Consider the following 15274-nt stretch of genomic DNA (forward strand, 5'->3'; position numbering starts at 1 on the left):
ATTATTTATGCAACGCCTTTTGAACAGCTGCAAGCATAACTAGCAACTTGGGTTATTAGGATTAATTAACTCCTTTGCCTCTCTGAATATCGGAGATGTGGGAGGTAGTAAAACAACAGGTGTGACAGCTGGAATTAGTGAAGCTTTAGTATCCACAGCATCAGGGTTGGTAGTGGCAATCTTTACACTTTTATTTGCCAATACCTTCCGAGGACTCTACCAGCGGCAGATTGCCTGGATTCAAGAATATGGCGGACAGTTAGAATTACTCTACCGCCGTCGCTACGAAAGAGGAGATAAATCATATCTGCCGAATAAATAAAGCGGAACTGGGTAATTGTAAATTAGAAATCGGTAATTGCGATTAGTTCATTATTTGTTACCGATTTTGCTCTAAAACTTTTGACTCTAATAGTATTCTAAAATAACGAACAGCTTTGTTCGCTACAGTTATTGAGGAAATATTCCATGACTATTTGGGTAAATGAGCAAATCGATCCGTCTGGAATGATTCATGCCTGTATTGCCACTTGTAATGAATCTCAAGCCAAAGATTGTCATGATTCATTTCAGAATAATTTGACCGAGAGGCAAAAGGCCTCAGGTTGGATGGCGCGATTGCGGACAGTCGATTCTTGGGATGAAGTGCCGGTGAATTCTTTAAAACTCAATTAATTGGGTGCTATAGAAATTAGGCTGTATAGCTGAAGTATCTCCTGGCAGACATAACTAATTTTGTTATTTTCTGCTTACTCCAACCTGCTTTGCTTTTTTAGGATTTTGATCAAACATATTTCATCTGCATAGGTGTAGCCCGCACTTCGGCAAGCTCAGTGACCACCATAGGCATCGCTTGTCTACTAAACGCTGTATCTATGCCAATGCCTACAGCGATCGCAGCAAATTTCATGAGAACAGGTTAATAAAGGATAAAATTCGGATTAAATTTCTCACATTATTATTAACTGCTTCCAAAAAAAGTAACATATTATAGAAAAATGATGATTTTTCTTAACTTTTAAGAGGTATCATCTATACCGTAGATTAAATTAAAAAATTTGTATAAGCCGAATCAATTTAGTGAACTATCCCAAAGTTTACACTTCGGAGCAAGCCTGTCCCATTAATTTAGTTGGCGAAACAGGACAAGCGGTTCAAGTTTCAATTCATGCTCCCAGTCAATATATCCGTGCCAACTGCGAACGGATATTACCAGATTGGAAACGGCAACCATTTTTACGAGTAGTGATTGTATTACAACAATCGCGTTATCAATTAGTCGAAAAGACAGCAGAAGTAGAGTCAGAGAAAGAACGCTTGCGAGAAAAGTTTATGAGATTCGGCTGTGATTTAGCATTTAATCTGCGCGATCGCGGCTATTTAACAGACTTGATTGACCCTCGTACAGGCTATCCTTTACTGTCTCATCCCGGAGCAATTCCCCACGATGACACAGCAGTTGTCAAAGCTTTGCTCAACTATCCAGTGATTAAAAATCAATGCCGTGTGTTAGTTCATCCCGATTGGGGTGCAGCAGTTTATCCTAGTATTTTGATATCAGAAGCTCCCCCAATTGTGATCGAATGGGTTACAAAAGGCGTAGCATCCATGCATGGGTGGAAAGAAGTTGATTATTAGTCATTTATCATTTGTCATTTATCCTGAGTTTCGACTGCGCGGTAATCGAGCGACTTGTACTGAGCGTAGTCGAAGTAAGTCGAGATTCAACTACCGCGTAGTCAGTCGTTAGCATGGTAACAGAGCGTAGTCGTACCCCTCCGGGGAAGCAAGCTACGCGCAGCGTCTCGTAGAGAAAGAATTGCAGCCTCTCCAAGAGTTGTATTGGTCATTAGGTATGTAAAGACCTATATCAGCACTTGTCTCTCCAAACAAATTCTTCTAAGAAGCTAGGATAGTCGAACTTGCTTTGAACTTGTTCTAGCATATCGCCCAACTTAGGGAGGACAATACTACCAGCTTTAATAGGGGAATACCGTTCATCGGCAATTTAGAGAGCGGGAATCATAGCATTGAAATGCAGTCAAAATTGACTCATTTTAAGGAGTATGCAGTTTTATATTACCAGTCAAGAATTAAGTAATTTAAGAGGTCAGGATAATCAGGAAAATCATGAATTTATTTAAGGATTTTCCTAATAAGATTTTTTTAATCAAGGTTAATCTTATGAAAGGTTGCCAAATAAAATTTTTATTGTATAAATTCTATAAGTCCAATTATTTTCAAAAACTTTTTATCAAGCTTAAGTTATGATAGGCTACAGTTAGCTTGATTGGATGCAGGAGTATAGAAGAATCCAAATTATAAAACTATTTATTTTATATATATTAGACTTTTGGGCATTTGTCGGGGAAGGGGGAAGGGGGAAGGGGGAAAGGTTCTGTATTGTTTCCTTCCCCTTTAACATGAACCCCTTTTTCACCCTCTTGCAAAAAGCACTTTTACAAGAGGTCTATTAATCTTTTGTTGATAATTTATATATACAAAAAAAATTGATATTTGCTAATCTGCTTTGACCTTTGTCGCTATTTAAAATCTTGCTAGATTCTTTATTATTTCTTGATAAAAACATCATTAATTCTACCCATGCAGTCAGAGTTAAAATGATTGATATTAGAGAAGGCATGAAGAAATCTAAAAGAATAAACATAGTATGTTTAGCAGCCAAGTCAGTATTCTCGGTTATGAAGTTAGCGAAGAAATTTATAACGGTTCTCGAACTATAGTTTATCGGGGATATCGGAAAACTGACTCCTTACCAGTGGTGATTAAACTGCTGAAAAATCCTTATCCTAGCTTTAGCGAACTCGTACAATTTCGTAATCAGTACAGCATTACCAAAAATCTTAACTATCCCGGAATTATCCAAACTTACAGCTTGGAACCGTATCAAAACGGCTATGTGTTGGTAATGGAAGACTTTGGGGGAATATCCCTTTCTGAATGGAGGGGTAAAGAAGGGAAGATAGGGGGAGAACCACAAAATCTAATTAAGTTTTTACAAATTGCAATATCTTTGTGTAATACCTTAAATTATCTCTATCATCATAATATTATTCATAAAGATATTAAACTCGCAAATATTCTACTTCATCCCGAAACAAGACAAGTAAAATTAATCGACTTTAGTATTGCTTCTCTTCTTCCCAGAGAAACTCAAACAATAATTAATCCTAATTTATTAGAAGGAACTCTAGCTTATTTATCTCCTGAACAAACTGGGCGGATGAACCGAGGAGTAGATTATCGCAGTGATTTCTATTCTTTGGGTGTGAGTTTTTACGAATTGCTGACTGGAGAATTACCTTTTCAATCAGATGATCCAATGGAGTTGGTGCATTGTCACATTGCGAAAATGCCGACCCTATTAGGTAACAGAGAAGATATTCTCCAGGTATTCTCTGATATCGTCATGAAATTAATGGCAAAAAATGCTGAGAATAGATATCAGAGTGCTTTAGGATTAAAGCATGATTTAGAAGAATGTTTATATCAAATCCAAGAAACCGGAACAATTACATATTTTGAAATTGCCAAAAGAGATATTTGTGACAGATTTATTATTCCAGAAAAATTATATGGGCGAGAAACGGAAGTTGAGAAACTACTAAAAGCCTTTGAGAGAGTATCTGCTGAAAACAGCGAAATGATCTTAGTTGCAGGGTTTTCCGGTATTGGAAAAACTGCGGTAGTTAATGAAGTTCATAAACCGATTGTCAAACAACGCGGTTATTTTATTAAGGGCAAATTTGACCAATTTAACCGAAATATTCCCTTTTCGGCGTTTGTACAGGCTTTCCGCGATTTAATAGGGCAATTACTTACTGAAAGCGATCAACAAATCAAACAATGGCAAAATAAAATTACTGGAGCATTAGGTGATAACGCCCAGGTAATTATTGAAGTGATTCCGGAGTTAGAACTAGTTATTGGCAAACAATCTCCTGTACCAGAAGTATCAGGCATTGCAGCACAAAATCGATTTAATTTACTATTGCAAAAATTTATTGAATTATTTACTAATAAAGAACATCCACTGGTGATATTTTTAGATGATTTACAATGGATTGATTCTGCCTCATTGAAACTCCTGCAATTTTTAATGAGTGAGGTAAATTATGCCTCTTTACTAGTCATTGGTGCCTATCGATATAATGAAGTTTCTGTAACCCATCCTTTAATTTTGACATTGGATGACATCAAAAAAAACGGCGCAAAAATTAATATTATTAATCTAAAACCACTGAATGAATCTAAATTAAATCAGTTAGTAGCTGACGGTTTAGATTGCACAGAAAATCTAGCTTTACCACTGTCAAAATTAATTTATCAAAAAACTCAAGGCAATCCATTTTTTGCTATACAATTTATCAAAGCATTACATCAAGATGCCTTGATTTATTTTAATTATGAGCAAGGTCATTGGCAATGTGACATAGCAGAAATTAATCAGCGATCGCTCGTCAATGATGTAGTTGAATTTATGGCATTACAATTACAAAGGTTGCCAAAATCAACTCAAGATGTTTTGAAATTAGCTGCGTGCATAGGTAATCAGTTTGATTTAGAAACCTTAGCAATTGTTTCTCAACAATCAAAAATAGAAACAGCAGCCTGTTTATGGAGTGCCTTACAGGATGGTTTAATTTTACCCCAAAGTAAGATTTATAAGTTTTTTGTTGGCTCAGAAAATCAAGCTTTTCCTCAACACAATTCTGAAATTATTGTATATAAATTTCTGCATGATCGCATTCAACAAGCAGCCTATTCTTTGATTCTTGAAAGCCAAAAGCAAGCAACTCACTACCACATCGGTAAACTACTGTTAGGAAATCTATCAACCGCAGAACTAGAAGACAGAATCTTTGATGTAGTTAACCAAATCAACATTGGGAAATCTCTACTTCCAGATGAAAGTGAGAAAAAACAGCTTGCGGAACTCAATTTAACTGCGGGTCAAAAAGCGAAAGCTTCCACAGCCTATGAAGCAGCAAAGACTTATTTTCAAATCGGGATTAACTTGCTGGATCAAGATGCTTGGACTGCTGCCTATCGTCTCGCCTTTGAGCTCCATTTCAATTTAGCAGAAGCCGCGTTGATGAGTGGAGATTTCCAGTCGTTAGACGAGACGGTATTAACCTTACTCAAATTTGCCAACTCAAATATCGATCAAGCCAAAATTTATGTTTTGAAGGTTGATCAGTACTCCTTGCAAGGGCAGTTTGTAGAATCCATCCAGGCAGGTTTGGAAGGGTTACGAAGTCTTGGTATTAGAGTTGACCGAGATATCTTGAGGCAATTGGCTCAAGAAGAGTTTGCCGTTGTTGAAGACAGCTTAAAAAATCGCTCGATTGCCACTTTGCTAGATTTGCCTGCTGCAACGAATCCAGAAGTTCGAGCCGCGATCGAATTATTGATTATTCTGCAACCACCAGCCTATATTGTCTCTGATTTTGATCTGTACAGTTTCGCGACATTCCGGGCTGTCCGTTTATCGATTGAGCAGGGTAACACTGCTGAATCCATTAAAGCGTATGTTTCCTACGGTTTTCTAATTGGACTGATGCATGGTCAATACCAGCGCGGACTTGAGTTTGCTGACCTTGCTCTGCAATTAAGCTATAAGCTCAATAGTAAATTTCAACAATCCAGAGCTTGCTTTATCTTCAGTTACACTATTCAAGTTTGGGCAAAACCAATACAAGGAGCAGCTGAAATCAACTATCAAGGGTTTCTAGCAGGATTGGAATCTGGAGAAATTATCCATGCTGGATACAATCTCTACGGTAATATTCTGAATCGGCTATTTCAAGGTGAAAACCTGGCAGATATTGCAATTGATATTGATAAATATTGGCTGATTGGAGAGAAATTAAAGCATGATTTTTTGCTGAGTATCCTTGCTGCTAGCCGTTTCTTTGTTAACCAACTCTCGCAATCTTTAGATGAGTCAGAACCAGATTTGGTACAAGCAGAGCAGGCTTGGGTTGAACGTTCTAAGGCATTGAAATCCTATACAGCCCTCGGCACCTACTACATTCTGCAAATGTATCGAGCTTGCCTAATTCAAGGCTGCAAGCCGGATATTCACTATCTAACAGAAGCACGGAAATTTCTCAATGGTTGTGCCGGATTTACCACGTCTGCCGGTTACTATTACTACGGTTCTCTGATTATGTGCAACTACTATCCAAGTTTGCCAGAAGCAGAGCGTAGCGATGTCTTACAGCAGATCGAAACCAATCAAGCTCAACTCAAAATCTGGTCAGAAAGCTGTTCAGAAAACTTCTTGCATAAGTATTTGCTGGTCGAAGCAGAACGATCGCGGATTGCCGAAAAATACCTAGAAGCCATGAACCTTTATGAGCGCGCCATTGCCGAAGCTAAAGCCAACGGTTATCTGCAAGAAGAAGCGATCGCTAACGAACTCACTGCCAAATTTTACCTGGAACTGGATAAAGAAAAAGCAGCCCAAGGATATATGCAAGAAGCATACTACTGCTATGCTCGGTGGGGAGCAAAAGCTAAAATCGATGACTTAGAAAAACGCTATCCTGAATTACTCCAGCCCATTCTACATCAACAAAAATTCAACTTTAATTCCCTAGAAACCATCGCTCCTATTACCCACAGTTCGATATCTTTATCCAGCCAAACTTCCATTCTTAGTAGGGACAATATTTCCAACACCTTAGACTTTATGTCTATTCTGAAAGCGGCTCAAGCTATTTCTAGTAGCATTGAATTCGATGAAATTATTGCTAGCTTGACGAAAATTATTCTCGAAAACTCTGGAGCAAAAAAATTTGCCTTAATTCTTGATGAAAATGGAAACTTAAAAGTCAAGGCAATTACCTTTATTAATCACCAAGACAATTTTTCAACTCCAATCCAAACTATTCTTAAATCACAATTGCTAGATACTTGTGAAGATATTCCTAGAAAAATTATCAATTATGTCAAAAATACTCAAAAGACAGTTGTTATAGATAATTGCCAAACAGATTTAGCTGGGTTACTTGGAGAATATCTGCTCGAATTTAAACCCCAGAGTGTACTTTGTATGCCGATTATTAATCAAGGACATTTAGTGGGTATTCTCTATTTAGAAAATAAATTAGTAGCAGGGGTATTTACTAGCGATCGCATCAAAGTTATCCAAATGTTATCTGTGCAAGCTGCCATCTCTCTAGAAAATGCTCGTCTTTATCAAGAATCTCAAGAAAAAGCTCAACAGATTCAACAAACCCTCCAGCAGCAAAAAACCTTATTTAATGTTGTTAATCAGATCCGGGAGTCTTTAGATTTAGGTGCAATTTTTCGTGCAGTAACTCAAAATATTCGTTCAATCCTTAATGTATCGCGCGTCGGAATTTATCAATTTGATCTCGGAGTAAATTACGAATATGGTGAATTGATTGCCGAAGATGTTCTACCCCAATTTCTTTCTGGTTTAGCTGTAAAAATTCAAGACCATTGTTTTGGAGAGAACTATGCAACCCTGTACAAACAGGGACGATTTTGTACAATATCAGATATTGAAACCGCAGAAGTTTTAGATTGTCATCGGGTAATTTTGCAACAGTTTAATGTTAGAGCATCATTGGTTGTACCAATTATGCAAGATGACGAACTTTGGGGCTTACTCTGCATTCACCAATGCGATCGCCCGCGTCACTGGCAACCTTCTGAGATTGAATTTGCCCAACAAATTGCTGCACAAATGGGAGTTGCACTCCAACAAACCGATCTACTGCTGGAAACTCGCCAACAAGCGAGCCAATTAGAAGAAACACTCCAAAATCTCAAAGAGACTCAACTTCAACTAGTACAAAAGGAAAAAATGTCTGCGTTGGGAAATCTTGTTGCAGGGGTAGCTCATGAAATGAATAATCCTCTTGGTTTTATTTCTGCTAGTCTTGAACAAAGCAAACCTGTATTTGCAGATATACTTATACATCTGAAACTATATCAAGAAAGTCTGCCAAATCCAAAAGAGGAAATTATTAAACACGCCGCAGAAATCGACTTGGAATATAGCTTAGAAGATTTGCCCAAGATGATTGATTCCATGATGATAGCGTGTGACAGGCTGAAAAATATCAGTACCAGTCTCCGCACTTTCTCTCGTGCCGATCAAGACTACAAAGTACCTTTTAATATCCATCAAGGCATTGATAGTACTATTCTCATTCTCAAACATCGTCTGAAGTCAAATGAACAACGTCCCGCCATTGAAGTTATCACAAACTATGGTAATTTACCTCAAGTAGAATGTTTTCCCGGTCAATTAAATCAGGTATTTATGAACATACTAGCGAATGCTATTGATGCCTTGGATGAATCAAATACAGATCGGAGTTTTGGGGAGATTAAAGCCAATCCTAATCGGATTATCATAACCACCACATTATTACAAAACAAACAGGTTGAAGTGAAGATTGCTGATAATGGTCAAGGCATGAGTGAATCAGTTAAACAAAAAGTGTTTGACCACTTGTTTACTACGAAAGGAGTTGGTAAAGGAACGGGATTAGGATTAGCGATCGCTCAGTCTATTGTTGTAGAAAAACATGGTGGAACTTTGGATGTCAATTCTACCCCAGGCCAAGGAACAGAATTTGTGATTACCTTACCGATTCTGGCTCAGACTCAAAGTTAACTTAGTCGAAAGTGTGATTTCAGTTAACCACCGCCAGTCAATCGCACACCACAGACGTACACCCGCTATCATTGTTAACCTAATACGGTTCAGTTAAGGCTAAAACTCTGTTATCGAATTTTTTAACGAACCGCTTTCTCTACGAGAGGCTTTCGCCAACGCGTAGCGTCTCGTAGAGAAGGCGCAGAGGACGCAGAGATACTATGCAATATAAAACTGCCCTAGACGTAAGCCAGAGCAGTTTTTGATAGAAGTAAATTGTATAGGAGACTTTTACTGTTGTCCCCGGTTTATCCATAATAAATATTGTTATACAATACTATTCACCTCAAACTTCGTGCTTTACGCAAAAAACGAATAATCTTTAAGTTGGCATTACAAAGTTTAGACGATGTTTTTCTAGCAACTGAGGCTGGGAAATAACTCGCGCTTTATGTATAGCCGTAGTCACATAGGTTAGGACAATGTTGATTCCTCAAAGGCTTGAAACGACTGGGTTTTTGTTCAGCACGGGCTAAACGCCCCGCTACCGCTAACAGCACTCAGCACTCAGCACTTTGCTATATATAGCGATAAACAGTTTGGCTACAAGAGTTTTTATTATAAGTACACCTATTGATGGCTAGGTTCTCTTCCTGATAATTTTACCTACGGTACGGAGTCTGTGATTTGCTGCCTCAGCATCATCTAATGCCAGTTGCTTTGTCTCCAAACCTTGAGTGTGAGCTTCTTTTCTGCTCTCTTGGGTGTTAATGATAAATATTTAACCGGACGCTATATGACAGATTAATAGTGCAGACCTACCCAAACTGAGTTGAGTTAGGCTGCAAATACACGTATGCAGCTAGATTATAATTAGATTATTATATATCCGAAATATTACTGTGATTTTTGAAGCTTTTTATATATGTAAATGGTTGATTTCAGAGAATATACGGTAACAATAACCAAAGCGATCGCGGTACTTTAATTTTAATAAATCTTATATTATTCAAATTAAAAAACTCAGAAAAGATGACGAACACAGAATGTAGAAGCTCAAGCTACTACTCGATTCTAGGCTAAAACTAGTACGGTAAAACTTTGACGAATGCCAAACGTAGTTCTCCTTTAGAAGATGAAATCCACTAGATGTATGCGCATCTAGAAGAGGACTGAGGCTAAAAACCTCTTCTTTCGCACTTCAGGCTTTGGTGAAGACTTGTGCAATGTGTAGGTTTTTATGATGGAATTTTTAAATAATTTTTTCTCTACTAGCCAGTTTATTCCCCACGGACATTGCTACCTCTGGAAACCAGGATTGGTGTGGTTGCATCTAATTTCAGATGTGTTAACTGGACTTGCTTATTATTCAATTCCAGTGATGTTGGTTTATTTTGTTCGTAAACGACGAGATATGCCATTTGGCTGGATATTCTTAATGTTTGGCGCATTCATCGTTGCTTGTGGCACAACTCATTTAATGGATGTATGGACGCTTTGGTATCCTACCTATTGGCTATCAGGGTTATTCAAAGCTATCACCGCTTTTGTTTCCGTATTAACGGCTATAGAGCTTGTGCCATTAATACCACAGGTGCTGGCTCTACCGAGTCCTGCTCAACTAGAGGTTGCAAACTACCAACTAGCGAAGGAAATTTCTGAACGCATACGGACTGAGGAGGTGTTGAGGGAAAACGAACAACGCTGGCAATTAGCTTTGCGCGGTAATAATGATGGAATTTGGGACTGGAATGTTAAAACCAATGAAGTTTTCTTCTCGGCTCGCTGGAAAGAAATGCTCGGTTACGAAGACCACGAAATTTCTAACCATTTAGATGAATGCGTGACACGAGTGCATCCGAACGATATTGAGTGGGTGAAACAAGCGATTCAAGATCACTTTGCTCAGAAAACACCGTTTTACATAACCGAGTATCGAGCTTTATGTAAAGATGGCACCTATAAATGGATTTTAGATCGAGGGCAAGCACAGTGGGATGAAGATGGTAATGTAGTACGAATGGCAGGATCGCATACTGATATTACCGATCGCAAGCAGGCAGAGGAGAAACTAAATAGCCTACTTAACCAATTAGAAAGCATGGTTGAGGAAAGGACAGCAGAGTTAACAAAAATCAACGCATCACTACAGACAGAAATTACTGAACGCCAGCGAATAGAAGAAGCATTGCGAGAGAGCGAACAGCGATTTCGGGCTGCATTCCATCAAGCTGCTGTTGGTATTGCCCATGTCGCAATCGATGGAAGCTGGTTGTTAGTTAATCAGAAGCTTTGCGATATCCTCGCTTACACACTCGAAGAACTACAGTTGTTAACTTTCCAAGATATTACTCACCCAGACGATCTTAACACTGACCTGAAATATGTTGAGCAGATTTTAGCAGATAATATCCAAACTTACTCGATGGAAAAGCGCTATTTTTGCAAAGATAATTCCTTAGTTTGGGTTAATCTCACTGTGTCTTTAATGCGCGAACCGAATGGAGAGCCAAAATATTTTATTTCTGTGGTCGAAGACATTAGCGAACGGAAAGCTGCACAGCGCGAACGCAAAGATTGGGAGGAGCAAATTAAAGCATCACTCTTAGAAAAAGAGGTGTTATTAAAAGAAATTTACCATCGGGTTAAAAATAATTTACAGGTTATTTCCAGTCTGCTAAACCTGCAATCTGCCTATATCAAAGACAAACAAGATTTGGTAATATTTCAACAAAGCCAGCAGCGAATTGCATCAATGGCTCTCGTTCACGAAAAATTGTATCAATCTCAAGACTTAGCAAAGATTAATTTGGGTGAATATATTCGAGATTTGGTAGCAAGTTTATTTACTGCTTATGAAGTCAATGAAGAGGCGATCGCTTTGACAATAAATGCCGAAGATTGTATTTATCTCGGCTTAGATACAGCAATTCCTTGTAGCTTAATTATCCATGAGCTTGTATCTAACTCCTTAAAATATGCATTTACCAAAGGCAGCAATGGTACAATTAAGATAGAAATCAAGAAGATAATTAATCACAATTTAACACTAATAGTTAGTGATAACGGTATTGGCTTACCACCAAACTTTGATTTAAAAAAACTAGCATCATTAGGATGGGAGTTGGTAGATGCTTTGACCCATCAGCTAGCAGGAAATCTCAATATTACAGGCTCTACTGGAGTAGAATGTCAGGTGACATTTCCTTTACCATAAATAGACAATCAATAAAAGATGGCAAACGCAAAAATTTTAGTTGTGGAAGATGAAGCTATTGTTGCCAAAGACTTACAATATCGGCTTAAGAAATTTGGTTACACAGTACCTGCTATCGCTTCTTCAGGAGAAGAAGCAATTAATATAGCAATAGAAATATCTCCAGATTTAGTACTGATGGATATCAAGCTTAAAGGGTCAATGGACGGAATAGAAGCTGCCGAAGAAATCTATAAGCGTTTGGATATTCCAGTAATTTATTTGACTGCGTATGCAGATGATAACACATTAGAACGAGCTAAGATAACTGAGCCGTTTGGCTACTTACTGAAACCTTTTAAAGAAAAAGAGCTACAAATAAATATTGAAATAACTTTGACTAAACATGGTTTGGAAAGGCAATTAAAAGTTAATCAAAAATGGCTGGATGCACTTTTAAAAAGTATCAGCGATGGTGTGATTGCTAGCGATTTACAAAATTTAATTACTTTTATGAATCCGGTTGCAGAAAATCTGACTGGGTGGAAACAAGAAGAAGCTTGTGGCAGAAATTCCTCAGAAGTATTTAATATTGCTAATGGCGAAACTCATAACCCTATGGCAAGTCCGATTAGAAAAGTTCTTCAAGATGGGATTATTGTTCATCTTCCCGCAGAAACAATTCTGATTACTAAAGATGGTGCAGAAATACCAATTGATGACAGTGCTGCACCGATTAAAGATGAAAAAGATAATATTACAGGTGCTGTAATAGTTTTTCGAGATATTACTGAGCGCAAACGAGCGATTGAGGCGCGTCAAAAGCAAATTGAGCAAGAGCAACTTGTAGTGCAATGGGAAGAGATAAATCAACTCAAAAATGACTTTTTGAATTTAGTTTCTCACGAATTGCGATCGCCTCTGAGTAACATCAAGATGATGATTCAAATGATACAATTATATAATAATACTGAGGAAGCTCAACGCTATCTAAAATTAATGGAAAGCGAGTGCGATCGCGAACTAGAATTAATTAACGATCTACTAGACTTACAACGGCTAGAAAGCTCATCCTATCAAGTTATTACACCTGATGCGTTGCTCTTACAACAGTGGTTACTTTGGGTTATCGAGCCATTTGAAATTCGCGTTCAACACCATCAGCAAACTCTACAGGCGAATCTCCCTGCAAACCTCCCGCCGCTACTCTCAGATGGCATTAGCTTAGAACGCATCGTAGTAGAATTGCTCAATAATGCCTGTAAATACACACCTGCGGGTGGTGAAATTGTCTTAAGTGTAAGTCACAATTCCTCGGAAGCGCCTGCAAAAACTATTATTACTGTCAGTAATGCAGCAGAAATTCCGGTGACAGAGTTACCACGGATATTTGATAAATTTTATCGTCTCCACAATGCAGATATCTGGAATCAAGGTGGTTCGGGATTAGGTTTATCTATAGTAAAAAAATTAGTCGAACAATTGCAAGGAAACATTCAAGTAGAAAGTGGCAATGGATGGACTACATTCACTCTGACATTAACTGATTTATAGTACTCAATAACCTAAAAATTGCTAGGTGAGGTTGGGGAGTAAGGAAAAGTTTTCTGTGTTGTTAATTTGGATATTTAGCAAAGTTAATGTTGGGTTTCACTGCGTTCAACCCAAGCTACATTAGACCTCTTGCAAAAATATATTTTTGCACTCTTAGGGAAAAGGAAAAAGGTTAAAAGGGAAAGGGAAAGGGGGAAAAAACTTTTAACCCTTAACCTTTAACCTTTTCCCCAAAGGTAATCCTGAGTTCAAAATGCTTATCCGAACCGTATTGATAAAATACCCCACCCGCGTTATGACGCATCCTCCGGTTGGATAGGGTTGTAAGTAATTAGCCGAACTTGATATGAGATAATTAAAGCAAATTATTAAATATCGAAAAATGTCATTAACTATATCTTCCACACCTCAAGGTTTTAGTACATTCATCACTAATTTGGGAATACGAGATACAACTGATGATTTTGTATTTATTCAATCATCAGTTCCTTGTGTTGCAGATGGAGTCTTCACTCAAAGTCTTTTTGCTGGGCCAAGTGTTACTATTAGCCGCGATAATTTAAAAGATTCACAAGCACAAGGAATTGTCGTTATATCTAAAAATGCAAATGTAGCTAATGGTTCTGTTGGTATCGCTGATGCCCAAGAAGTTCTGCAATTAGTTGCAACTGAAACTGGAATTGCTGCACATAATATTGTGATAGCTTCTACAGGTGTAATTGGCAGACGTTATCCCATTGAAAAAATCCAGGCTGGTTTATTAGGATTTGGCAAAAAATTGACTGATGCTGATTTTTATGCTGCCGCTCGTGGGATTATGACCACCGATACAGTAGCGAAGTTAGCTACACGGCAAATAGGAAATGCCAAACTAGTGGGAATTGCCAAAGGTGTTGGCATGATTGAGCCTAATATGGCTACCCTCTTAACTTTCTTTTTTACTGACGCTGCAATTTCTGCAAATAGCCTTCGTTCTATTTTTCGCTCTACTATAGATAAAACATTTAATTGCCTGAGTGTAGATACGGATACTTCTACTAGTGACTCTGCCGTGATTCTAGCTAATGGAATAGCCGGTGAAGTTTCAGAAGCAGATTTTGCTAGTGCATTGCAAGAAGTTGCACAGGAATTAGTGCTGAAAATTGCACGAGATGCAGAAGGTGCTACTAAGATAATTGAGGTAACTGTAGATTCAGCAATTAACTATGCACAAGCTAAAACAGTAGCTAAAGCAATTGTAAATTCACCATTAGTAAAAACTGCTGTTTATGGAGCAGATCCGAATTGGGGACGAGTTGCTATGGCTATAGGCAAATGTGAAAACGAACAGCAAATAAATCAAGATAAAGTTGTTATTAGTTTTGATAATGTGAAAGTTTATCCTAGTAGCTTAACTGAAGAAAATCTAGAACAGTTACGCCAAGTTATGTCTAAAGATAAAGTAGATATTCATGTTAGCCTTAATATTGGCGAAGCCTCTGCAACTGTATGGGGTTGCGATCTTTCAGAGGGTTATATAGAAATTAATGGTAAATACTCAACTTGATTAGATTTCTTGCACAAATGTAAAATTTGCCCTCATCCCACAACCCCTTCTCCCAGTTTTGGGAGAAGGGGAGCGAATTTTAAAGTTACTCTGCCAAGCTTGGGTGAGGGCTTTTGATTCATTGCGCTCGGCGTTGAAGAAAGAGCGTAGCGTCTCGTAGATTAGGGTCAATTAGTGGGGGAAAATTTCTAATTGCCTTTTTAAAGTTAACGTGAGTGCAACAGACCTCTCCCTCCCGGCCTCCCTCTCCTTTTAGGAGAAGGAGGAGTAACGAAATTAGAGGGTTTTTGCTCCCCTCTCCTGGTAGGAGAGGGGC

Annotated in this window: 6 protein-coding genes and 1 pseudogene; all 7 read left to right on the forward strand. The window is 38.1% G+C overall.

All coding sequences use genetic code 11. From position 1 onward, the window contains the following. Window positions 1–52: 52 nt before the first annotated feature. Window positions 53–322 (forward strand): annotated as a pseudogene (locus tag RMY16_RS25515) (MotA/TolQ/ExbB proton channel family protein); the annotation flags it as partial. A gap of 146 nt (window positions 323–468) precedes the next feature. Beyond that, the gene (locus tag RMY16_RS25520) at window positions 469–675 is read left to right on the forward strand and encodes a glycogen debranching protein (RefSeq protein WP_322639033.1); all 207 of its coding nucleotides are present in this window, start codon (window positions 469–471) and stop codon (window positions 673–675) included. 405 nt (window positions 676–1080) lie between these two features. Further along, on the forward strand, window positions 1081–1638 hold the full coding sequence (locus RMY16_RS25525; RefSeq protein ID WP_322738699.1) for a methylmalonic aciduria and homocystinuria type D protein: 558 nt from the start codon (window positions 1081–1083) through the stop codon (window positions 1636–1638). Between the two features lie 1033 nt (window positions 1639–2671). Then, window positions 2672–8680, forward strand: coding sequence for an AAA family ATPase (locus RMY16_RS25530; RefSeq protein WP_322738700.1), 6009 nt, complete (start codon window positions 2672–2674; stop codon window positions 8678–8680). A gap of 1222 nt (window positions 8681–9902) precedes the next feature. Beyond that, the gene (locus tag RMY16_RS33160) at window positions 9903–11879 is read left to right on the forward strand and encodes a PAS domain S-box protein (RefSeq protein ID WP_416211705.1); all 1977 of its coding nucleotides are present in this window, start codon (window positions 9903–9905) and stop codon (window positions 11877–11879) included. Between the two features lie 18 nt (window positions 11880–11897). Beyond that, window positions 11898–13412 carry an ATP-binding protein gene (locus RMY16_RS25545; protein ID WP_322738701.1) on the forward strand — a complete coding sequence of 505 codons (1515 nt, stop codon included), beginning with the start codon at window positions 11898–11900 and terminating at the stop codon, window positions 13410–13412. Window positions 13413–13794: 382 nt separating this feature from the next. Then, window positions 13795–14958 carry a bifunctional glutamate N-acetyltransferase/amino-acid acetyltransferase ArgJ gene (gene argJ / locus RMY16_RS25550; protein ID WP_322738702.1) on the forward strand — a complete coding sequence of 388 codons (1164 nt, stop codon included), beginning with the start codon at window positions 13795–13797 and terminating at the stop codon, window positions 14956–14958. Window positions 14959–15274: the final 316 nt, after the last annotated feature.

The organism is Nostoc sp. DedQUE12b, assembly GCF_034530835.1.
Taxonomy (GTDB): domain Bacteria; phylum Cyanobacteriota; class Cyanobacteriia; order Cyanobacteriales; family Nostocaceae; genus Nostoc.

What these genes read in the sequence shown, in the direction of transcription:
- RMY16_RS33160 (WP_416211705.1), top strand. Translation starts at nt 9,903, where the DNA reads ATGATGGAATTTTTAAATAATTTTTTCTCTACTAGCCAGTTTATTCCC.
- RMY16_RS25545 (WP_322738701.1), top strand. Translation starts at nt 11,898, where the DNA reads ATGGCAAACGCAAAAATTTTAGTTGTGGAAGATGAAGCTATTGTTGCC.
- argJ (WP_322738702.1), top strand. Translation starts at nt 13,795, where the DNA reads ATGTCATTAACTATATCTTCCACACCTCAAGGTTTTAGTACATTCATC.
- RMY16_RS25520 (WP_322639033.1), top strand. Translation starts at nt 469, where the DNA reads ATGACTATTTGGGTAAATGAGCAAATCGATCCGTCTGGAATGATTCAT.
- RMY16_RS25530 (WP_322738700.1), top strand. Translation starts at nt 2,672, where the DNA reads ATGTTTAGCAGCCAAGTCAGTATTCTCGGTTATGAAGTTAGCGAAGAA.